Origin of the sequence: Enterococcus sp. S53 (assembly GCF_016516865.1) — a bacterium.
GTDB lineage: Bacteria > Bacillota > Bacilli > Lactobacillales > Enterococcaceae > Enterococcus_D > Enterococcus_D innesii.
The window spans coordinates 134,261-156,384 of sequence record NZ_JACVUH010000001.1 but is presented as its reverse complement, the minus strand read 5'-3'; the positions used below and the strand labels follow the sequence as shown (position 1 = coordinate 156,384).

General features: G+C 41.4%; 28 protein-coding genes. All 28 read right to left on the bottom strand.

Annotated features, from left to right (window positions below; translation table 11 throughout):
- Window positions 1-102: 102 nt before the first annotated feature.
- Entirely contained in the window at window positions 103-615 is a 513-nt protein-coding gene (locus IAE45_RS00790; RefSeq protein WP_200124483.1) for an antirestriction protein ArdA, read from the bottom strand.
- 11 nt (window positions 616-626) lie between these two features.
- Window positions 627-941 carry an LPD11 domain-containing protein gene (locus IAE45_RS00785; protein WP_200124481.1) on the bottom strand — a complete coding sequence of 105 codons (315 nt, stop codon included), beginning with the start codon at window positions 939-941 and terminating at the stop codon, window positions 627-629.
- A 10-nt stretch (window positions 942-951) separates the two neighbouring features.
- A complete protein-coding gene (locus tag IAE45_RS00780; RefSeq protein WP_200124479.1) occupies window positions 952-1,368 on the bottom strand; it encodes an antirestriction protein ArdA in 417 nt (138 codons plus the stop codon).
- Window positions 1,369-1,376: 8 nt separating this feature from the next.
- Window positions 1,377-1,601, bottom strand: a complete 225-nt coding sequence (locus tag IAE45_RS00775) for a hypothetical protein (RefSeq protein WP_200124477.1) — start codon at window positions 1,599-1,601, stop codon at window positions 1,377-1,379.
- Between the two features lie 233 nt (window positions 1,602-1,834).
- Window positions 1,835-2,227 carry a DUF961 family protein gene (locus tag IAE45_RS00770; protein WP_200124475.1) on the bottom strand — a complete coding sequence of 131 codons (393 nt, stop codon included), beginning with the start codon at window positions 2,225-2,227 and terminating at the stop codon, window positions 1,835-1,837.
- A 3-nt stretch (window positions 2,228-2,230) separates the two neighbouring features.
- Window positions 2,231-2,569, bottom strand: a complete 339-nt coding sequence (locus tag IAE45_RS00765) for a DUF961 family protein (protein ID WP_200124473.1) — start codon at window positions 2,567-2,569, stop codon at window positions 2,231-2,233.
- Window positions 2,570-2,586: 17 nt separating this feature from the next.
- Window positions 2,587-2,883, bottom strand: coding sequence for a hypothetical protein (locus IAE45_RS00760; RefSeq protein WP_200124471.1), 297 nt, complete (start codon window positions 2,881-2,883; stop codon window positions 2,587-2,589).
- A 58-nt stretch (window positions 2,884-2,941) separates the two neighbouring features.
- Window positions 2,942-3,211 (bottom strand): type II toxin-antitoxin system YafQ family toxin, encoded by a 270-nt coding sequence (locus IAE45_RS00755; protein WP_200124469.1) that lies wholly within the window; start codon window positions 3,209-3,211, stop codon window positions 2,942-2,944.
- A gap of 4 nt (window positions 3,212-3,215) precedes the next feature.
- Window positions 3,216-3,620 carry a type II toxin-antitoxin system RelB/DinJ family antitoxin gene (locus IAE45_RS00750; protein ID WP_200124467.1) on the bottom strand — a complete coding sequence of 135 codons (405 nt, stop codon included), beginning with the start codon at window positions 3,618-3,620 and terminating at the stop codon, window positions 3,216-3,218.
- A gap of 862 nt (window positions 3,621-4,482) precedes the next feature.
- The gene (locus IAE45_RS00745) at window positions 4,483-4,635 is read right to left on the bottom strand and encodes a hypothetical protein (protein WP_189372271.1); all 153 of its coding nucleotides are present in this window, start codon (window positions 4,633-4,635) and stop codon (window positions 4,483-4,485) included.
- Between the two features lie 126 nt (window positions 4,636-4,761).
- Entirely contained in the window at window positions 4,762-5,610 is an 849-nt protein-coding gene (locus IAE45_RS00740) for a sce7725 family protein (RefSeq protein WP_200124465.1), read from the bottom strand.
- Between the two features lie 15 nt (window positions 5,611-5,625).
- Window positions 5,626-6,294, bottom strand: a complete 669-nt coding sequence (locus tag IAE45_RS00735) for a hypothetical protein (protein WP_060791926.1) — start codon at window positions 6,292-6,294, stop codon at window positions 5,626-5,628.
- A gap of 84 nt (window positions 6,295-6,378) precedes the next feature.
- Window positions 6,379-7,014: a hypothetical protein gene (locus IAE45_RS00730; RefSeq protein ID WP_200124463.1), complete on the bottom strand. Its 636-nt coding sequence runs from the start codon at window positions 7,012-7,014 to the stop codon at window positions 6,379-6,381.
- Between the two features lie 125 nt (window positions 7,015-7,139).
- Window positions 7,140-9,407 carry an AAA family ATPase gene (locus tag IAE45_RS00725; RefSeq protein WP_200124461.1) on the bottom strand — a complete coding sequence of 756 codons (2,268 nt, stop codon included), beginning with the start codon at window positions 9,405-9,407 and terminating at the stop codon, window positions 7,140-7,142.
- Between the two features lie 18 nt (window positions 9,408-9,425).
- On the bottom strand, window positions 9,426-9,905 hold the full coding sequence (locus IAE45_RS00720) for a DUF6530 family protein (RefSeq protein WP_005235941.1): 480 nt from the start codon (window positions 9,903-9,905) through the stop codon (window positions 9,426-9,428).
- 197 nt (window positions 9,906-10,102) lie between these two features.
- The gene (locus tag IAE45_RS00715) at window positions 10,103-10,363 is read right to left on the bottom strand and encodes a TfoX/Sxy family DNA transformation protein (protein WP_200124459.1); all 261 of its coding nucleotides are present in this window, start codon (window positions 10,361-10,363) and stop codon (window positions 10,103-10,105) included.
- A complete protein-coding gene (locus IAE45_RS00710; protein ID WP_200124457.1) occupies window positions 10,360-10,899 on the bottom strand; it encodes a GNAT family N-acetyltransferase in 540 nt (179 codons plus the stop codon). Before IAE45_RS00710 ends, IAE45_RS00715 begins: the two co-directional genes overlap by 4 nt.
- Before the next feature lie 176 nt (window positions 10,900-11,075).
- Window positions 11,076-11,924 (bottom strand): DegV family protein, encoded by an 849-nt coding sequence (locus IAE45_RS00705; protein WP_005235946.1) that lies wholly within the window; start codon window positions 11,922-11,924, stop codon window positions 11,076-11,078.
- A gap of 93 nt (window positions 11,925-12,017) precedes the next feature.
- On the bottom strand, window positions 12,018-13,292 hold the full coding sequence (locus IAE45_RS00700; RefSeq protein WP_200124455.1) for an LCP family protein: 1,275 nt from the start codon (window positions 13,290-13,292) through the stop codon (window positions 12,018-12,020).
- Window positions 13,293-13,409: 117 nt separating this feature from the next.
- On the bottom strand, window positions 13,410-13,880 hold the full coding sequence (locus tag IAE45_RS00695; RefSeq protein WP_200124453.1) for a GNAT family N-acetyltransferase: 471 nt from the start codon (window positions 13,878-13,880) through the stop codon (window positions 13,410-13,412).
- Window positions 13,855-14,736 (bottom strand): prephenate dehydratase, encoded by an 882-nt coding sequence (gene pheA, locus IAE45_RS00690; RefSeq protein ID WP_077453373.1) that lies wholly within the window; start codon window positions 14,734-14,736, stop codon window positions 13,855-13,857. Before pheA ends, IAE45_RS00695 begins: the two co-directional genes overlap by 26 nt.
- 1 nt (window position 14,737) lies before the next feature.
- Entirely contained in the window at window positions 14,738-15,244 is a 507-nt protein-coding gene (locus tag IAE45_RS00685) for a shikimate kinase (RefSeq protein ID WP_077453374.1), read from the bottom strand.
- On the bottom strand, window positions 15,241-16,530 hold the full coding sequence (gene aroA, locus IAE45_RS00680; RefSeq protein ID WP_200124451.1) for a 3-phosphoshikimate 1-carboxyvinyltransferase: 1,290 nt from the start codon (window positions 16,528-16,530) through the stop codon (window positions 15,241-15,243). Before aroA ends, IAE45_RS00685 begins: the two co-directional genes overlap by 4 nt.
- Before the next feature lie 9 nt (window positions 16,531-16,539).
- Window positions 16,540-17,625, bottom strand: coding sequence for a prephenate dehydrogenase (locus IAE45_RS00675; RefSeq protein WP_200124449.1), 1,086 nt, complete (start codon window positions 17,623-17,625; stop codon window positions 16,540-16,542).
- A 44-nt stretch (window positions 17,626-17,669) separates the two neighbouring features.
- Window positions 17,670-18,836: a chorismate synthase gene (gene aroC, locus IAE45_RS00670; protein ID WP_200124447.1), complete on the bottom strand. Its 1,167-nt coding sequence runs from the start codon at window positions 18,834-18,836 to the stop codon at window positions 17,670-17,672.
- Between the two features lie 19 nt (window positions 18,837-18,855).
- Window positions 18,856-19,911 (bottom strand): 3-dehydroquinate synthase, encoded by a 1,056-nt coding sequence (gene aroB, locus IAE45_RS00665; protein WP_200124885.1) that lies wholly within the window; start codon window positions 19,909-19,911, stop codon window positions 18,856-18,858.
- 36 nt (window positions 19,912-19,947) lie between these two features.
- Window positions 19,948-20,973 carry a 3-deoxy-7-phosphoheptulonate synthase gene (aroF, locus tag IAE45_RS00660; RefSeq protein WP_077453378.1) on the bottom strand — a complete coding sequence of 342 codons (1,026 nt, stop codon included), beginning with the start codon at window positions 20,971-20,973 and terminating at the stop codon, window positions 19,948-19,950.
- Between the two features lie 31 nt (window positions 20,974-21,004).
- The gene (locus IAE45_RS00655; protein ID WP_170924090.1) at window positions 21,005-21,874 is read right to left on the bottom strand and encodes a shikimate dehydrogenase; all 870 of its coding nucleotides are present in this window, start codon (window positions 21,872-21,874) and stop codon (window positions 21,005-21,007) included.
- Between the last annotated feature and the right edge of the window lie 250 nt (window positions 21,875-22,124).

The following is a 22,124-nucleotide window of genomic DNA, read 5'->3' as shown; positions in this document are numbered from 1 at the left end:
CTGTACATTCGCTATCGCTCACGTTTGCCCTCTAAATGCTATAAAATATCAGTCACTTGTTCCTTCGATATTTCACACCATTTCTACGGGATCATATGTTAATCAATGGACTTCCACAATTACACCATCAGACATTCGATATAAATGTTTTTCATTCCGCAATACCCCAGCAATGCCTTCATAATCTATATGGTTTCTTATTAGCTCTGGTAGTCCTGATAAGTAACCATTGTCCTCAATGAAATATTGTGCAAATTCCACAAAAGAAGTGATCTCCGAATGTATTTCAATATCATTAAGTCGTTGCATTGCTTCGTCAAAGTCTTTAAAAATATCATAATTCATTAGTTCACTTACATAAGTTAACGATTCATGCCCTTTATATTCTTCAAACAAAGTAGCAACATGATTTAGAAATTCAATTGGTGTAAAAGGATCAATCAAAAAAGGTGCTTCATAGTCAAGAATTTCAAAGCCATCATATTGCCCTTGTAAATTTATCTTTTCAGCTATGACAGCTCTTGAAACAGGCAATTCAAACCATGCCCCCATTGCTTGACCTTCTCTATATTGCGTATCTTCAACAACGAAAATTTTTATTGATAAATCCGTCATTCTCTCCTCTCCTAACTTAATTCCATACCACATATTTCTTCTAGTTCACGTTTATCTGATTGTAGCTGTTGAATAGAATACCATTCAGGTAATTCATCTTCAGAAAAACTTTCTAATAAACCTTTCATAGTGGAAAAATGTGTTTCTGTACCACCCCATAAATGATTATTCAAAAAGGAAGACCATTCGTTCTTATTTTCAAACGTTTGATCTTCCTTAAATCCAGTTATTTGTCGTTTACAATAATCTATATCAATTCGCATTCTATCTAGTAATTGATACCGAAAAGTTTTGTCTCTTGTCATTAAATCTGCATTTACACTCATACGTTCCCCCTTATCTCTTAATACCAATAAACGAGCCATCAGCCATCTGATAAACAATCCCTAAAAAATTATTCAAAGGTGTTTCAGAAAAATGTTGGATTTTACCTTCAGTTAATTTTTCTAAACCTTCAGGAATGGTTGAAATCATTCCTTTTTCAACTAATTCATCTAAATAGAACAACGCTTGATTGTTTCCAGCATTTTCTATCAAAATAGCTAATTGATTCAATTCATCTAGCGACTCCCTACCATAAAAACGAAACGGTGATTCCCAATCTTCTATCTCATAACTATCATCAGCATTCATTTCTAGTTGATTAAACACATCTGATTCAGAAACAGGAAGTGTGAACCATTTTCCGACAATCAAGCCATCATATTCAAAGCGACTTAAATCTGAAATATATACAGAAATAGTAGTTTCCATTCAATCACCTATCTTTCATATAAGTTACGAATATAATGAATTTGTGCTTTAGCAACATTTAGCTGATCTTCAATTTCAACTAAATGATTAGCAATTGTGGAACATCCTTTTGGATCACGTCCATCAATTCGTTGAACTCTAGTTAATAAATTAATCACGTCATTGCAACAATAAATCGCTGTATGACAAAAAACTTGTTGAGCCGATCGTAAGGTTTCTCTATGCTGAATCATTGCACCACTCCATTCTTTGTTATTTTAAAAGCTAGTTTACATAAGGTTGTTTAAATCAAGTAGCCCTATTACCAAGGGATTCAAGAGATAAGATTGTGAAATAAAATTGGTATAGGTGATTTCAATATTTTTTTCTTGATTTATCAAGACTTAAAATTTCAAAACTTTGTGATTATTTTTGGATTAATAGAGACCCATATGTTTTTTTATAGGACTATTTTTTCTAAATTTTATCAACCTTGCTTGTCATTTTCTTTTTTAGGTTCTTCCTTCTTAGGTAAGCCCCCACGTTTTGGAACAATGTTTTCAGCAAGTACACGAATACCCCCTTCACCACGATTCCCACGTGCTAAAGTGTAACCATTGAATGCTGGATTGATTAATTCGACTTCAGAATTCATAGGTAAATCGAGTTCTACATTTGGTGGAACAATTACTTGAAAATAATCACGTTGTACTGAACTTCTCACTTCATAACGACGATCTAATAATTCACCAGTAGACACTCGACGATCTTCTTCTTCGTCATAAACGTACTCTTCACTGATTCTAGCTAATCCCATAAATTTTAAAGTACCAAAAGTTGATGGAATATTGATTTTAATATCTTCATCTTTGATTCTCATAAATTAAGCCCCCACTTTCTTAATGTCTTCAGCATAAACCGTCCACTCTGAATAAGTTTGTTGATTCCTACCTTGATTGTTTCCTTGAATGACCCCACCACCAATGAATAGGCGTGGATTGATTAACTCAACAGGTGCTTCATAATCAAATACTTTGTTCCCTACAGTTGCGTCAACAAATACATCAATACCACCCAACTTGTCTGAAAAAACAGAAAAACAACGGTGCGTTACTTCCCGTTGTCTCCCTCGAAATTCTATAACATTCTTGTCTTCGTTGTAACTACCAAATTCTAAACGACCAAACATTTCATTTTCTGGAACTAAAAATTTTACTGGCATAGTATTCTCTCCATTCATTATTTATTAAGTTCATTAATTTTATTCGCATTATAATGTTCTTCGTACCAATCATTGAATTGACTAGAAAACTGACTAATTAATTGATAATCTATTGAATTAGCAAAATGAACGTCTGTGTAATCATCACCTGACACTCGATCAAAAAGCATTTGAAGATATAACATCACATTATCTAATATATCTTGTCTCACTGATTCTTTCATACCTTCATAATTACTGTCCAATTCTCGAATAACTGATTTTAATAAATCGTCTTTTTCAGCTTCTAGGGCTTCAATCGTTGCATAGTTCACTCCCTCACCTCCAATAAAAAAGGTATGAAAGAATTTATCTCCCATACCTTAATCAAAGTTATTTAAATAAATCAGCGTGTGTGCCAGTCCTCAATAGATATAATTCATTTCCCACTATTTCATAAACCAATAACCAATCAGGCTGTATATGACATTCCATACATTTTGCATAGTTCCCACTTAAAATGTGATTTCTGTGCTTTGCTTCTAATTCATCACCCTTTTGCAATTGATTTACAATATCATGGAGTTGATCAACAGGCAATCGTCTTTTCATACATAATTTATAATCTTTTTTGAAACGATTCGTAAAGACAACTTTATACATAGAGCTAATCCTCTAAATCGTTCCACATTTCGTTTAAATCAGTATATCTCTTTTGGTTGCTTAAATCTTCATTGATTGCAGCAACTGTCTCCTCATTCGGTTGATAAGGTTTTTTGATCTCAAAAGGTAATCCTTGATTTAAAACGATTTGTTGGTAAAAGACTTTGATTGCAGTTGTTCTATTTAGACCTAAATCTGACAAAATTTGTTCTGCTTCTTCTGCTAATTCTTTTTCTATTCTTGCTTGAACCATATTTTTCATATAAATCACCTCAATTAGATTATATACTCTTTTCATGCCATTAGCAATACAATAGCATGCCAATTGAATGATTATATACTCACCTTCCCTTTCTCTATCAAAACTGTGATCTTGAATTTTTATCTCGGCACTCTCCCATTTCGGCATTTTCAAGAAATGCTAGGTAGTTACGTTGAATGCTAAAAAACCGATAGATACAAGATCAAATACACTTTAGTATCATCAACGCCTTGCCTACTCTGACAAAACGATTCTACCTTTTTTTGAATATTGGTTCAGGTATTTAGTCCAATCCTGACAACAAACCTAAAAAATGCTACAATATATTTACACACAACTGAAATTTTCGACAACTTTGTTAACAAAAATGAATTTTTATTCATTAATTAGGTTGTTGAACAGAAAAATATGCAATTTTGAATGAACAAGTAACCTTTTTGCCATTCAGAATTGCATTTTTATGTATACGGTACACTATATATTATGTAAACTAAAATAGAAAATTTTTCGAACACCGTATTTAACTGGTAATTTTACGGCTCTCCTCCCTCTTATTCATGATTATTTCCTTCAAATTCAGCTAATTGGCAGCATAATAAAAATAAATGCTCATTTGAGCGATAGTTTTTTGATTTTTGTTTCTTCTACGAGTGAAACGAAATGCAACGTTTATATTTAATCTTGTTGATCCTTGAATCTTTGAATTCAAACTTTGTTTGCAGCTGCTGGCCAATCTCAATGAATCACTCAATGAATCGTTGTTAACGATCTTATCAGAAATGACTCGTAATGATTCGTACATAACCCAGCAAATTTGTTCTAACTATATAGCCTATGGGAATCTTGATCACAGATAAACCAGCAACGATAAACAAGAAACGTTTCATTGCTTTTAGTTTTCACCTAACGGATCAGATTCCCATAGCGAGTCCTAATCAAGGGATCACAGTCATTTAAGTACAATTTCTTCCTATTGCTGCCGATAATGTAATGACAGCTACGAAAGGTTTCAAACTATGTAATACAGGATCGCCAAAAGAACAATGATCGAAACGACCAAAACAAATGCTAGTTGATTTAAACGTTGAATAAGCAGGTTTTTCTTGTTTTTTTCAGATTTTTTTACTTCGTTTCGATAATATTCTCTATCTTTTGTTCCCATAAGTGCCAACTCCTTTTCCCTGATTTTATCGCTATCCTGAAATCATATGGTGCAATCAAGGCAATTTGTACGATTAACTAAAGTGGCAGGATCTGACTGAGAACCTACAATCGTATCTTATAGAAACTAAATAAGTCGACTGACGAGCTCCAAGTGATTCATAACGGCAGCTTTTCGGATAACCCCCATGCCTGGAAATGAGCCTTGCTGATAAGCAGCAACTAACAGTTGCAGACCAGCGGTTTGGGTAGGATGTTGCTCTTCGTGCTGCAATAAAGCCTCCATGACTTGGAAAAACTTTTCTTTCTGGTTTGGTAATTCTTCCTCAGAAAATAAGTGAGCGATACGCAATGCTTGCTCAGTTGTTGGATAAATCCAATGCAAAACCAACCGCTTTGAGGGATAACTGTGCTCATAATAAATTTTGCTATCGACAGAAAAATCACTAAAACCCGCATAGCCCAATTTTTGATAACTGTGATGGGCATTTGAAAATCCTTCGTCAAGACATTCTGTATAGAAACTATTTTTGGGTAAACGTGTGAAAGGATCTTCCATCAGTAGCTTGGGACCGTTGATTTTATTTAACAAACGAAACTCTTTGCCTACCAACACCGGCAGCGTATTTTCCCGCCAATCACTAGCGAGTGCTTGATCCGATTGATGAACAATCCAAAGGTCAGGCTTTTCTTCCACTGTTTCAATGGGACGATCCACGATCATTGCTTTAGGCCCAGCAACATTTCGCAACTCTGATAACCCTTCTGCCGTCAGAAAAGCCCCTGCCTGGGGATTGCGAATCAAATAAAAAGGATGTTGTTTCTTTTGAAATAAATCGATGGTTGTCCAGAACGTTTTTGATTGCTTGACCGGTTCAATGATCGGTTGGATCGCTTCTGATAAGCGATTTTGTTCCAATAAAGCTTTTAATGCCAACAAATCAAATTGTTTGCCACGAATATATGGGAAGTACATCTGCTTCTCTCCTTCTTACTCGCCTGATAAAAAACGTTTTTCCAGCGCTTCATAGGCTGCTCTCGTAGCGGCCAATTCTTCCTTCAACGCTTCGATCGCTTGTAGCTGAGTATCTTCAATAAATCGATCATAGTAATTGACCCCACCACCGAACAAGTCATACTCAGGCTGACGTTTCTTCAGTTCTTGGTACAAACGTTCTGTTGAAAATACCCGCAATCCTCGAGCAGTCTGTTTTGCTTTGCCGACTTCTCTTGCTTGTGCCGAAATCAGCCGAAACAATAAGGCATTTTCTGGAACCTGCAGCTCTTGCCGTTGGGGTTTCTTTTCGACACTGAAATACCCTTTGCTGCCCGTTTCTTTTTCAAGAAACGCATGATAGACCAAGACACCAATTGTAGGAGCAATCTGATCTTTGACTTTTTCGTACAATGCCTTGGGTAAGACAAAATAATTATAATTCCCAATAAAGGATAGTTTTGCTTTTGAGCGAAAATCTGCCAAACTGACTTTTAGTTCATAGCAACGCCATTCAAAGGTGTTTTCTGCCGTCAAGCGACAACTTAAGGTATCCACGATGCCATGATCGTCGGGCATGACTACCTCTTCTACCACAATATCACTGTTTTCACGACAATAATAATAAAGTGCCTCTTCCATTTCTAAAGTTAAGGATGTCTTCACAATTTCACGACCTTTGTCTTGTTTCACTTATTATAAAACATACGTTCGCATTTTGAAAGAGGGAAATAAAGGCAGCCTATTCCCTCACCCATTAGGGCATCCGTTAACGAGAATCTCTTCAACCGTCCTCTTTGTACCGCGGAAACGTAACACGACAAGCAACAAGAGCACACTAAGTTGAACTAGGAATAGACGCTTAAAAGGAAGATCAAATGTAAAGCCTGCGGGAAGATGAAAGAACCCGAAAAAATCATGCAGTGCTTTTTTACAAAGCCACAAACCACTGACAAATCCTATTACATAAATGACGGTGCTTTGTATGGTGATAAAGACAAGTTCTTCCAACGTGACCAGTAAAGGTGTTTGTCCTAATAATAAACGTATATGCAGGGATTGATCTTCCTCACCGATTAAGTGATAATGATACATGTGGTTACACTGCCACAAAAAAGCACTGATCAATCCCAATGTTAACATTCCTAACGCAACGCGCAACAATTGCAAGAAGAAAATCCAACTGGCATAGGTGAGATCCGTCTGGATTTCGCTGTTATTTGATTCATACTGCAACCAGTCATGAAAAAACAACAGCCAATTTTCTGCAAAGATGGTAAGAATCAGCAAGAAAACAGCCAATAAACCACTCATTAGTAAACTGCGCCTGCGAAGAGCTGCGTGCCAGCCAAACTGGTAAGGATAGAAATAACGCCATTTGTCCATAGTACTCCTCCTTTTGGCATCTATTTTACAGAATTTTCCGAATTTAGACAAACACCATCTTGTTTACATAATATAATTATAGACAAAAAAGAATGCAGCACTCGGCCTACACTCTTTTTTGTCTATTACAAATACCTAGTCAGTAGCTGCAACAAACGCTGCGGAAATTCTGTTAGATTGGAAAGATCAATGAAGCGTTCTTCCCCATAAATCGCTTTGATCACTTCTTTGTCTTGGCCAATGGCAGCTGCCAGAAACAGCACCCCTTGTCGTTCGTAGTCAGCGATCACCTGCTGAATATCTTCTTTGGCTTTTACCCCTGTATAATCAGGAAGAGCCTTTGGCTGGCCATCACTGATATTCAAGAGTAATTTAGTAGTTGCCGGCTGATGAGCGAGCTTTTCAGCTAGTACGCGCAAGACTGCCCCATCACGGTTATTTTGCCGAGGCTTCATTGTCATGAGTTTCTCTGGCACAAATTCAAAACCTTCGTTAAATTCTTTGTAAGCAAAAAGCGAGGTCTTTTCACGAGCGGTCACATCTGCTGTATCGCCATAAATCATCAATGGCAAAGATAAACGCTCCGCGAACGCATTCACCGCTAAGACCGCCTGTTGCGCATACTGTATCCGATCATCTCTAATCATCGAACCTGATTCATCAATGCGCAAAGCGAGAGCTAAGGAAGGCTGTTCGTGAGGTGGATTCTTCTTGTCAAAGGTCCGAAAATCTTGATACGCGACCTTACTGGCATCAAAGCGTGTGCCACTGTACTTACCTTTACTGTATGCCGAAGCTTGTTCGTTTTCCAAAACTTCTTGGGTTTGCTTGATCAATGACTCTACGATCGGCAACAACGGCTGCAAACGCTGCTGGGCTTCAGCCGCTTTTTCTAAATCGACGGGTGGTCGATGAACGATCAGCCCTTCTTTGGCATGGATCGATTCTTTTAATGCTTGTCGTGCTACCTTTGATGCCGTGGTTTTCTTTTCTTTTTCCTGGGTTTCATACGCTTCGATCGACAAAGAATGAGCAGTAGGACCTGCCTCTTGTGTCTCACTCCCAGCTTTTGCTTGGCCATCATGACTATTGCGTTCTAGTTCTTCTGAAAACATCGCCTCAGTTGCTGCGTTTTTCGCTTCTTGTTTGTCAGAATCACTGGTTTCCATCGTTTCCGCCTCAGTTTCTTGATTGGGGGTCTCAAGGACTTGTTCATTTTTTAGGACGGTCGTGCCTTCTTCCACTACATTGCGCTGGTCCGCCTCTTCGCTGCTGATTCGGCGTCCTTTGATTTGTTCTTTAAAGGCATTTAACGGTTGTCCAGAAAACAAAAGCCGCAATTGCGCCAATAACCCTGAAGCTTCTAGCGCCTGTTGTAAAAGAGCAAGCTCATTTGGATCGGTCGTGATTTTGTAGAGCACTTTGCTATCAATTGCTGTAAAGGGATCTTGTCCTTGTTTGACTGCATTTAGCCAATAAAAATAGGAACGCATGCCCGCCACCCCTTTGATGGCATTGGCTTTAGCGGTCACATCCAATAAGCGAATGATCTCAGCCATTTTCTCGGCTGTTGCTTTATCTGGATAATTGGTTTTGGCAATGCCTCGCTGCACCATGACTGCCAGCTCAGGTAAATCCATTTTTTCAGCATGCTGCATCCGATCTCGCAAGGATTCGTTCAAGGGGCGGTTGCCTTGGTAATTCCGATTCGTGGTGATGACTACGACACAATCAGGGTGCCGACGAACAAAGCCAGTGGGAATATTCAGCATTCCATTTTGTTCAAGAGCAGAGTTTAAGGCCACTAGTACCGAAGCATCACGAATGACCGTTGGCTCTTGAATCTCAAGCAAATAACCTTTTTCCAGCGCCCGTACGATTTCCGAGGGATAAAACTTGTATTGAATCGTTGGTTGCTGATCGCTGGTTTCGATCCGCTCGATCAGTTCCGCAAATTTCGCCCGTGCCCGCTCACGAGTCAGGGAAAAATGCCGCTGGATCAACGCCAAGACATCTTCAAAACAATCACTTTGATAAATCGCATCCAGCAAGTCCTTATCTTCTTCTTGGTCGGTGTTGATCACTGGTAATAAAGCACCAAACACATCTGACTTATCCATATCCGCAAAGCAGGTGATTTTGGTGTAGGGCAGTTGCAGGTCGGCAGAAAGTGCCTTTGCCAACTGAGTTTTACCAGACCCAGCATCGCCTTCCAGCAACACATTGAAAATTTTCATTTCTGGATCCGTCCAATTCAACGCGATCTCTGATGCAATTCGTAGTTCTTCATCACTGGTCTGATGACTTTGTGGTTTTTTCCAAATCATTGTTTGTTCTAATTTACTAAAAGCGCGTCCTTCCGTTACGACAAAAGATGGTTGATGTTGTGTCATGGCAATCTGCTCCTTTTCTTAATAACCTAGCTCATCTAAAAGCCGTTTCAGGATTTTGAAGCGTTCGCCGTATAGCTCACCATCTTTTTGCAAGGAATCATAGAAAAGCAGAATGTCTTCATCGATTTTAGGATTTTCGGTGTCTACTTCGACGGTCATGCGATTTCCTTGTAGGCCAATGATTTCAATCAAAGGATTTTCAGGATCGTAAAACTTTTCATGGCGATAGGCCTCTTGAAAATACAAACTGGATTGAGCCACTAAGATCGCTAGATCCAAAATTCTCGTAAGCGGCAATTCTTCGGATTGTCGAGACCATTTTTCACCAGTATGGCGCCAGACTTTGCCGGAGATATCGACTTTCCCGCGATCATTCCATTGCGCCAATCCGAGGGAAAGGCCTTTTGCATCTGTATGTAACGCATTTTTTCCGTCAACAGTATCATAGTCTTCTACTTTAATGACAGGTTTATGCTTCAAGTTTTCTGGTATTTTCATTATTTTCACTCCTTGTTTAGTAAATTAGTAATTTACTAGATAGAGTAAGTATAATAAGGAAGCGGTTCTGGAACAAGCAAAAGGTCTTTTCTACTATACATAGACAACATAAACAGAAGTCTATAGAAAAAGCACCTTGATAAGGAGCTTCTAAAAAAGAAGCCTCTAAAAAAAGTGCTTTGCTATGTCGCCTTGATTTATTCACTCAATTGATTGAAAAAAAGGCGCAATTCTTGCTTTCTCTGACTTGTGAGCTGGGCTTTGGGAATGCCTTGGATCGCCCCCTCAATGCCATAAAGCATATGCAGGCAAGCCCCCGCATCGCATTGTTGGCGGATCGTTAGAAAAACCGCTTCGGCTTTTTTGGCGTGTAATTGCTCCGGGGTATTGATACCGATCCTAACAAAATGATCCGCTAAAACCTGTCCAACATTTGGTAACTTTTGCAGTTCACTCATAGGCTATCTCCTTTTTGATTGTTGTCATCCTGCGCATCTTCCTCTTGACGAATCAACGAATAGAGCTTCATATCTAACAGCTGGTGATTTTTTTGCGCATTTTTTCGTAGAATTCCTTCCAACTCAAAGCCTGCTTTTTCCAACACGCGACAAGAGGAATGATTCTTAGCAAAAGGCTCAGCAAAAATACGAACAATATTTGACGTAGTAAATATATAGTCACATAGTTGCTGAACAGCTCTGGTCATCAGGCCTTTTCCCCAATATTCTTCTGCGATGTAATAGCCTATCTCAGCTGTTCTAAAATGGATGTTTTCTTTGCGAAGGGCGCTAATACTCCCCACAGCTCGATCATCCACAGTGATAGCAAAGGCAAATTCTGCTTCCTCCACAGATCGAATATAGGCTTGTGCATCTGCGACCGTATAGGGGAATGGCAACCCATCTCGTAAATAATCGTGGATGGTTTGATTATTTAACGCATGGGCTAAATCTTGCGCATCGCTCATTTGCCACCTTCTTAAGGAACACTTCATAGCAATTCCTCCTTTGTCAGTCCTTCATTTTGATCCTATTGTACGAGTTTGTGTGATTTTTTACAAGCGAATCTCAAAAAAGCAGAAAAAAGAACCAGCTAGACAAACGTCTAACTGGTTCTTACATACATCGTCTTGAAAAGATAATGGCGTGATAAACATAGAAAAAATAAAAATTATTGCGCTGAAATAGCGATCCCAATGGCTTTTTCTCCTAAATGCGTGCCGATAACTGGTCCGAAGTGACCAATCTCAATTTCTGCATTTGGGTATTTCGCTTGTAGCTTTGCTTTTTCTTCTTTGGCTACTTCTAAATTATTGGCATGGATTACATAAAATTTAACAGGCAATGCGATTTCTTGCTCCCGTTGACCAATGATATCTTCCGCGCGATTGAATGCTTTTTTACTGGAACGAATGCGCTCGTAAAGCACAATTTTTCCTTGATCAAAAGTCAAAATCGGTTTGATTTTTAATAATCCGCCAATTAAGGCTGCTCCATTGGTTAAGCGACCGCCACGAACCAAGTTATTCAAGTCGTCCACGATCAGATAGGCATAGGTATTATCTCTGATAGTGTCCAGATGGGAAATGATCTCTTCTACGGTTTTGCCTTGACTTGACAGATCAAGAGCGGTTTCTACCATGTGGCCCATCGGCATACTTGTGATTTTCGAATCGTAAGGAATGATTTGAACGCCTTCGATTTCATCGGTGATTCCATAAAGCGTTCCGATAAATCCAGAAATACCGCTTGATAAGTGGATACTAATGATCGTGTCGTAACCGCGATCTTTCAATGACTCATATAAGGCTAACACTTCACCTAGTACCGGTTGAGAAGTGGTTGGGAATTCTTTGCTGTTTTTCAGCAAAGCGTAATACTCATCAGCTTCAATGTCGATGCCCTCATTATAGACTTTTCCATCTAAAATAACAGGGATCGGTATGATAAACAAATCTTCATGGTTTTTGATCCGTTCCGGCAGATAAGCTGTACTGTCAGTAACAACGGCTAATTTCATTCTTTTTCCTCGTTTCAACAAATTTCAAACGTCATTAATAATATAGCATAAATTTACTTACTTTCAAATGGTTTTCAGAACTTTTCATTCTGCTTACTCATTAAGAAAATTCCTGATTGCTTGTTGATTGGTTTCAAGGTTAACGACTAACACACTTCCGGCACTCGCACTTGAACCGTATTGCCAAGAGTCAGCGACTGGTACCGTCAGGCTGTCGATCCCCCCTGCCCCACGAGCAATCGATAAGGTATTTTTTAATAGGAAAGACATTGGCAGGTTGGTGGAAGCATAGCCTAAAACTTTTCCTGCTGCATAAGGCAATTTTAAAACAGCTAAAGGATTTTTCATTTCGCTAAAGATCGCATCCATTACTTGCTGCTGTCGTCTTACGCGACCGAAGTCACCTTCTTCGTCCATCCGAAAACGTGCGTATTGCAACAGCTCAAGCCCATTCATTTGTTGTTGCCCTTGTTTGATGGCAACTTCAAGATTTTTACTCATATCTTTTTCCGCGTTGATAGCAACGCCTGAGGGAAACAGTGTATCGATCACTTTTTCAAAGGAACGAAAGTCAACTTTTGCATAATAGTTGGTTTCTAGCCCGAAATTCTCCGCTAATGTTTGTCTGACTAAATCAGCACCACCAAAGGCATATGCCGCATTGATCTTGTTTTCGCCATAACCGGGAATCGTAACTAAAGTATCCCGCATAAAGGAAAGCAGCTTCGGTTGCTTACTGGGACCATCTAATTGCAAAACCATAATGGTGTCTGCTCGTCCAGCTTCTCCTTCACGACTATCACTACCAATGAGCAATATATTACGAGCACCATTTGCAGCGGCCGTACCATTAAAAGTCTCCTCATCAGTTGTAGCAAAAGCAGCGTCACTTCTTGCGACTTGCTGACCGACAAGAAATGCAATCAATGAATAGGCAAAAAGCACCAATAGTACCCGGATCACAATACGCAGAACTGGGTGCTTCCGCTTTTTCTTTTGTTTGGGTGGCTTGCTCTTCTTAAGCTTTTGCGCTTTTTTTTTGCTTTGTTCCTGACTTTGATGTATCGCAGGCCCCTGAGCAGATAGCGGGGGAATTGCGCTTTTTCGTCCCTCAGTTTTTTTTGATCCTACTTGTGTCTGTTCTCGGAAACTTTGGGCCACACGAGGGTCGCTTGCCCTAGACTGCTGGGTGTTTTGATAAGAAATATCTCCTACTTCCTCATCAGCAGACGGAGTAGAATCGCTCGGTCTGACGCGCTGGTTTCTTCTTTTGGCTTCTCTGCGGGCAAAGATACTTTCTTTGGCTGCCTGACTGGATTCCTTTTCTAGCCGCTCATGCAGTTTTTTATTTTTTTCCATCCTGCTCATTGCTTCTGATCCTCCAACTAAAAAATAGCTCTCTGTCTATAAGGATACCCTAGACCTTATAGAAAGAAAGCTATTTTCTGAAATTTTAACCTTTTTCTAGGAAATTTCTTCATTTTATTACCTTAGATGCTTTGATGCACCTTGTCGTGTGCTCACAAATCCTGCTTGCTCATAAAATGATTTCACTGGATTTGCCGACCAAAAATTTAGTGAAAGATCATCGAAGCCTTTTTCCAACGCAACGTTTTCAGCAAATGCCAACAATTGTTTTCCAATATGCATCCCTTGGTACCGAGTGTCAACGGCAATCGCCGCAATTTCCAGCCACTTTCGTTCATGCATCATCGCATTTTGTGGCAAACAGACCTCTTGAAGATGCACAAAGCCACAAGGCTGTTCCGCCAACCAAGCGATAAAAAAGTGGTGGCTTGGCTCTTGTAGCTGTTGTGTGATTGCTTGTTCAAATCTTGACTGATCAAAGGACTTAAAAATCGTTGGGTACCATTGATGGTGCTGTGCTTGGATCCCTTTATGAAACGTTGCTAAAAGCTTTTCATCTTGGCTAATTTTTATTTTGACTTGAGTCATTTTTTGTCACTTCCTCAACAACATTTACCGCATACACGCCGAGAAGATGGACTTGACCACCCAACAACTGAATCTCTTCAAAGGCATTTACAATCAGTTGCCACGGTTTGTCCATCACCAGATCAATGACAAAAAAGTATTCCCCTAAGGTAGTTTTCGACGGACGCGATTCAATTTTGCTTAAATCAATTTCCCGCCAGCCAAAAGTTGCTAAGATTTTGTGCAAGATCCCCGGACGATTTGCTGGCAATGTCACAAAAATGGTTGCTTTTTCGGCTGTTTGTTCTGGTACTTCGGTGTTGGCTGTTTTCTTTGTCAAAACCCAAAAGCGGGTTTGATTAAAGGCAACATCTTGGATATTGGTTTCTTTGATCGTTACTTGATAGGCAAAAGCTGCTTCTTTGGAAGCAATCGCCGCAACTGCTTCTTCTGGATGTTTTGCTACGTAGGCTGCTGCAGTCGTTGTGGAAGCAACCGCCTCAACAGTAGCGCCAGCAAATCGGGCTTCGATAAAGTCGGCACATTGCGCCAATGCTTGCGGATGAGAAATTATCTTAGTGATGGGACGGTTGTCTTTTGCTGTTTGCTGAGAAACTAACAATTGATGATTGATCGGTAAAATAATTTCCTGTTCAATGCTCAACTGATTTTGACGAAATAGCGTATCAATCGTGGCATGAACAGAGCCTTCTAATGCATTCTCATTGGGAACGACCGCTCGATCGATTACGCCGTTAGCTAGTGCTTGAATACAAAGTGGAATCGATCCATAGGGCATAAATGTATTTTCTGGATACGCTTCTTGCGCAGCTAAATACGTAAAAGAGCTTTCAGGTCCTAAATAACCAATCTTCATTTTAGGCACCCGCTTTAGTTAAAATTTCCTGAACGATTTCTTGTGGTGCTTTGTTTGTCGTTTCAACGATCAATGAAGCAGTTTCTTCATAAAGAGGGATCCGAGGTCGGTAAACAGCCAATATTTCTTCGGGTGTTTTCGAGACAACCAAGGGACGAATACTACCAGTATCCGCCTTTAAACGGTGGATCAGTTCCTCGGGATCTGTTTTTAAATACACGACTAAGGGCATCTCTTTTAAAAGTTGACGATTTTCTTCTTTTAATACAATGCCCCCACCTGTGGAAATAATTTGTTCCTTTGCCAAAGTTTTAGCTAAAATATCCGTTTCGATTTTGCGAAAGGCTTCCTCACCGTGTTGGTCAAAAAATTCTTGAATGGTCATGCCGATCTCAGCAACGATCAAGTCATCAAAATCCACATGGGACTGTTTCGTTTCTTCAGCCAAAAGACGACCAATCGTGGTCTTTCCGGCACCCATAAAGCCAATTAATATCACTTTTTTCACTCGCTGTCTCCTCCTTTGGCCAAACGCGCGACATCCTCAAAAAAATCAGGATAAGAAACTGCTACGGCTTCGGCTTTTTCTAATTCTACCTCTTCATCTGTCAATAAGGCGGCAATCTGCAACATCATACCGATACGATGATCTCCCCGACTTGAGACCTTTCCGCCATGCAAAGGAGTAGGTCCGTTGATGATCAAGCCGTCCTCGGTAGGAGTGATATCCGCCCCTAATTTTCTCAGCTCTTCGGCAGTTGCATCAATTCTATTGGTTTCTTTTACTTTTAACTCCTCTGCATCTTTGATGACCGTTTTACCATGAGCTTGTGTAGCCAATAAGGCAATGATCGGTAATTCATCAATCAGACGCGGAATAATGTCGCCGGCGATGGTTACTGCCTGCAAGGTAGAACTTTGAACAGTGAGGTCAGCCGATTGATTTTGATCATCTTGATTAGAAAAAGCAATCGATGCCCCCATTTCTTCTAACACATCAAGGATCCCTGTACGTGTCGGGTTGATTCCGACATTTTCTAAAATGATCTCACTATCGGGCATAACCGTACCTGCGGTTAGGAAGAAGGCAGCGGAAGAAATATCTCCCGGAACGACTACTTCTTGGCCGTGCAGTGTTTGTGGGCCGGTTACGGTAATCGTTTTGCCTTGGGTGGTGATCACACCACCGAATTGACGGATCATTTCTTCAGTATGGTTACGGCTCGCCTCTTTTTCAATGATCGTCGAGGTACCTTGTGCTTGCAATGCCGCAAAAATCAGCGCCGATTTTACTTGGGCACTTGCAACGGGCATCTGATAATTGATGGGCTGTAAAGAAGCAGTACCATTAACGGTGATTGGTGGGAATTCCGTCTGTTCATGCCCTGTAACATTTGCCCCCATTTCTCTTAATGGCAGCATCACGCGATTCATTGGTCGTCTATTCAATGAGTCATCACCGAATAAGGTGGTTGTGAACGGCTGCCCAGCCAAAATTCCCATCATTAAGCGAATTGTTGTACCAGAATTGCCGATATCAATTGGGTCTTGGGCAGGCTTAAGGCCATTAAAGCCCTGTCCTTCAATCGTGATCGTCTGACCGTCATCATGGATTGGAACTCCTAATGATTGAAATGCATGAAGAGTGCTATAGCAGTCTTCTCCCCGCAAGAAATTACGGACAGTCGTTGTTCCTTCGGCTAATGCCCCGAACATGATACTGCGATGCGAGATCGATTTATCGGCGGGAACAGCTATCGTCCCTCTTAAATGTGTTGCTTTTTTTAGTTTCATCCCAGCCTCCTATTTTTTTCGACACGAATAGGTCGTCTTGTTTTGGATCAGCTGCTCTGCTTGCAGCAAATCATTTTGCGTTTTGAATGAAATCTGTAAAACACCAATGATGTCTTCTCGAGTTTCAAGAATTTTTAAGTTGATCAAAGAGAGCTGATGTTCGCTCAATAGCCCCGTCACTTCAGCGACAACACCGGGATGATCCGGTACATCGATGAAGAGATCATAGAATGCCGGGATCGCGCCATTTTGATGAACCGGCAATTGATCCCGTGTTTCCTTCGCGGATTCAAAGAACCGAAAGATCGCCCGTTCGTCTTTTTCCTGCAACCAGTGAGCCATGGTCGTCATTTGTTTTTGCCACTCATCGATCAGCTGCAGCAGTTCCTGTCGATTACTCAATAAGATATCGGTCCACATGCGAGGATCTGAAGAAGCGATGCGAGTGATATCGCGAAAACCGCCTGCTGCGAGTTGCTGTGCTCTAGGGTGTTCATGGTTGAAGGCATCTGCCTGATTGACTAATCCTGAAGCAATAATATGGGGCAAATGGCTCAACATCCCCGTGATTTGATCATGTTCTTGCGGAGCAAGTGCCACATACTTGGCCCTCGTCCCTCGAAAAAGCACCTGTAATTCTTCCACCCGCTGACTTTTCGTCGGCGTAAAGATATAGTAAGCATTCTCAAAGAGGTTCTCATCGGCTGCTGTGATCCCGGATTTATGAGAACCAGCCATCGGATGGCCCCCAATAAAATCAAAGGAAAAGGACTCGGCAAATTGCGTAATTTCTGCTTTGGTACTGCCGGTATCTGTCACTAGGACTGAAGGCTTTAGTGAAAGGGTCCCAAGTTGAGCAAGATACGTTTTGGTGATCTCTACCGGCAATGCCAACAAGATCACGTCGGCACGAACAGCACCCTCAGAAAATGAAGGAGGTACTTCGTCTACTAAACTTGTTGCTAATGCGATCTCATTGGTTTTACGACAGTGATCCCACCCCATTAGATGGGTTTGGGGATGTGACTTTTTAATACATTTTGCTAAGGAAGCGCCGATCAATCCTAAACCGGCGACGAAGATATTTTGGTTCATGAAAAGAATCCTCATTTCTACTGGAATTTTTGCTGTCTCTTTAATCAGTAGGTTAACAAGTATTCCCGATACGCCTGAACAGATGCGGTCAATTCTTCGAAAGAATCACTTGGAAACTTTTCTAATAGTTCATTGGCCACCACTGTTGCCACCACACTCTCACAAACAACACTGGCTGCCGGAACGGCAGTGCTATCCGAGCGTTCCACACTAGCTTTATACGGTTCTTTGCTGTCGATATCCACACTTTGCAACGGCTTGTACAAGGTCGGGATCGGCTTCATAACCCCGCGAACCACAATTGGTTCCCCGTTCGTCATGCCACCTTCAAACCCACCTAGGTTGTTGCTACGACGGGTGTAGCCCCGTTGTTCGTCCCATAAAATCTCATCCATGACTTTTGAACCTGGTAAAACACCGGCCTCAAAACCAACACCGAACTCAGCCCCTTTAAAGGCATTGATACTGACCACGGCTTGGGCGATCTTCGCATCAAGTTTTTTGTCCCATTGCACGTAACTACCAAGACCAGCAGGAACCCCGCCAACAAGCACTTCCACTACGCCGCCGATCGTATCACCATTTTTCTTTGTTTGATCGATCAACTGTTTGATTTCTTCCTCGACAGATGGATCTAAGACCCTTACTTCCGAGGCTTCCGAGCGCTGTGCAATTTCTTTGACGGTCAACCCTTCAGGAATTTCTGCTTTGATGCCGCCTAACATCGTTACATGACCTGCCACATCGATGCCGAGTTCCTTCAAAATTTTCTTCGCGATTGCGCCGATGGCTACCCTCATGGTCGTTTCCCGGGCCGATGAACGTTCCAAAACGTTTCGTAGATCTTGATGATGGTATTTCATCCCGCCGACTAAGTCAGCATGACCAGGTCTTGGTCGTGCCACTCGTCGTAACTTGCGGTCCTTTTCTGGTACTTCTTCGATCGCCATGACCTTAGTCCAATTTTTCCAATCTTTGTTCTCGACCACTAAAGTCACAGGAGAGCCTAATGTTTTTCCATGACGGATACCGGAAGTGATACGGACTTGGTCTTTTTCAATCAGCATCCGTCCCCCACGGCCATAGCCGGTTTGTCGTCTCGCTAATTCAAAATTAATGTCTTCTGCCTTTAATGGCAATCCTGCCGGTAACCCTTCGATAATGGCGGTCAACTCTGGTCCATGTGATTCGCCTGCTGTAATATAACGCATGATCCGTTACCTTCCTTTCTTATAATAGGTAGTCTTTGATTTCTTCCGTGGGAATCGTCACGATTTTTGCCTGACCGATCCTTTCTAAAAGAATGATCTTTAATTGTTGCCCACGGGCTTTTTTATCATGAGTGATTGCTTGGTATAATTGCTCTTTCTCAATTTCTCTTGGTTTGGTCGGCAAATGAAATTTCTCAATCATTTTCGTTAACTGCGCGGTGGTCCCTTTTGGTGTTAGTCCAATGGCTTCAGCATGACGGGTGATCATAATCATCCCCATTGCAACCCCTTCGCCATGACTGGTGTCAAACGCAGCTGTTCTTTCTAAGCCATGCCCGATCGTATGACCGAAGTTCAGTGTCAGACGACTGCCATGATCAAAGGGATCTTCTTCCACTACTTTTTGCTTTACTTTTAAAGAAGCTGTGATCACTTTTTCAGCATGGGCCAAAAGATCGACTTCATCTTTCAAACCTGCTAACGTTTGCCAAAGTTCAGGGTCCGCAATAGCGGCCGACTTAATGATTTCAGCGATGCCTTCTTGCACGCGTTTAAGGGGCAAACTTTTAAGCAAATCCGGATCGATCATCACACCGACTGGTTGGGCGAATGTGCCAACGAGATTCTTGGCACTGCTAGTATTTACAGCTGTTTTTCCGCCGATACTTGAATCGACCTGTGCCAATAACGTCGTCGGAATCTGCAAGAAATCAATGCCTCGCATATAAGTAGAAGCAACAAAGCCTGCAAGATCTCCAATTACACCGCCACCAAGAGCGATGATTCCATCGCTTCTAGTCATCCCTGATTGAGCAAGACGGTCATATAAAAAAGCAGCTTGTTCAAGGGATTTACTGTTTTCGCCAGCCGGCACGGCTAACAGTGTTGCTTCAAAGCCTGCGGCAGATAATGCTTCGATGATGTGTTCGCCATACAGGGGGGCGACATTGCTGTCAGTAATGACGGCAATGCGCTGTTTGTTCCATAATTGCTGGACCCAGGTTCCGACTTCTTGAAACGCCCCACGTTTGATGAGGATGTCATAGGATTGTTCTTCTAAATGGATGTGTAGCATTGATTTTTGCACCTCTTTTATTGGTTGTCTTAGCGCTTAGTCTTGCAACGCTTTGATTTCTTTCATCGCTTTTTCCATGATATGGACTTCTTTCATCATATTCATGTATGTTTTTTCGTTTAACGATTGCGGACCATCAGACCATGCATTGGCTGGATCTGGGTGGATCTCAACGATCATGCCATCGGCGCCGGCAGCAACGCCTGCTCTTGCCATTGGTGGTACGAGATCCCAAATGCCTGTTCCATGACTAGGGTCAACGATGATCGGGAAGTGGCTCAGTTTTTTGATGATTGGTACCGCACTTAGATCAAAAGTATTACGGGTCGCTGTTTCGTAAGTTCTGATTCCGCGCTCAATGAAAATCACTTCACTTTTATCTTGGACGGCGATGTATTCCGCTGCATTCAACCATTCGTCGATCGTCCCAGAGATGCCTCGTTTAAGGCCAATTGGTTTACCAGTTTTTCCAACTGCAGCTAGCAATTTGAAGTTTTGCATGTTCCGAGCACCAATCTGCAAAATATCACTGTATTCCGCAACCATATCGATATGTCCTTCGTCCATGACTTCTGTGATGACTTTCATACCTGTTTCATCGGCTGCTTGACGAATGTATTTTAACCCTTCTTCTTCAAGCCCTTGGAAGGCGTATGGTGAAGTCCGTGGTTTGAAAGCACCCCCACGTAAGATTTGTGCACCACCAGCTTTGGCGATTCGGGCACATTCACGAATTTGGTCTAAGCCTTCAATCGAACACGGACCAGCCATTGTGACAAAGTTGCCATCGCCGATTTTTACGCCATCTACATCAACAACCGTATCTTGTGGATGGAATTCACGAGAGGTCAACTTGTAGGTATTTGAGATCCGAATGGCATCTTCGACACCTTCGTAGCTGCGAAAAGCGACATCTTGGATGCGGCGTGTATCTCCTTTTAAGCCGATAACAACCTGTTCTTTTCCTTGGTTGACTTGAACATCCAACCCTTCTTTTTTGATTCTTTTTACAACGACTTCAACTTGTTCTGGGGTAGCACCTGGTTTCATAATTACGATCATTTTTTCTTCCTACTTTCGTCTTTTTATTTTTTTACATGGATTCAATGAGTGCTTTTACTTTTTCAACGGGCATCTCTTGGCCGGTCCAAAGTTTAAATGCAGCTGCACCTTGATACAGCAACATACTTAAGCCGTTTGCAGTTTTGGCCCCGACTGCTTTCGCATCTTTCAAAAGCTGCGTTTCTCTTGGATTATAGATGACATCATAGACAGCTAATGATTCCCGCAAGAGGGTTTTGTTTTTCAGAGGACTCACCGTATCATTCGGCTTCATCCCCACGCCAGTAGCATTAACTAAAAGGCTGCTTTGATCGATGGCTGATTTTAAAGCCGTCTGATCTTCTAAATCCGCTAATGTGATTTCACAGGCGGTCTTTTCTGCGATCTGTGTCAATTTATCCTGGATGATTGGATAAAACTCATCCTTGCGGTTGAAGACATGGATCGTTTTGACACCGTCTAGTGCGGCTTGACTAATGATCGCTGTCGCTGCACCACCCGCACCGATCACAGTCATGGTGTCGCCAATGATCGACACTTGAATGTCTTCAAGTGCGCGCATAAAGCCGATGCCATCTGTATTGTGCCCAATCAATCGTCCCTCTTGATTGACGATTGTATTGATTGCGCCGATCAGCTCTGCTGCGGGTGAGCATTCATCCATCAACGGTACTGCCGCCATTTTATGGGGCATTGATAGATTGACACCTAAGAGATCCAGCTGACGGATGCTTTGAATACTGGCTGCCAAATCATCCGGCTCAACATCAAAGGCCAGATACACGGCATCGATCCCTTGTTCTTCAAAAGAAAGATTGTGCATTGCTGGAGAGATGCTGTGTTTGGCTGGTTTGGCAAACAGTGCCGCCAACCGTGTGTGACCGGTTATCATTTGTTTCATCTGGTTCATTCCTTTCAACAAAAAAAGATGTCCACCGTAAATTTAAGAATCTACAGTGAACACCTTCAAACATTACATATCGACAAAGCCAGATATGTGAATATAAAAAATAGCCACTATAGATTTTACGATCTACGTGGCTGCGAATTCATTACGAAATGCTCTAGCCATCATAGATACAAACTTAGCGTTTGTACCCATGCTTTCATGAATACAAACCTATCTAAAATAGCTAAAGTAATATTTATTC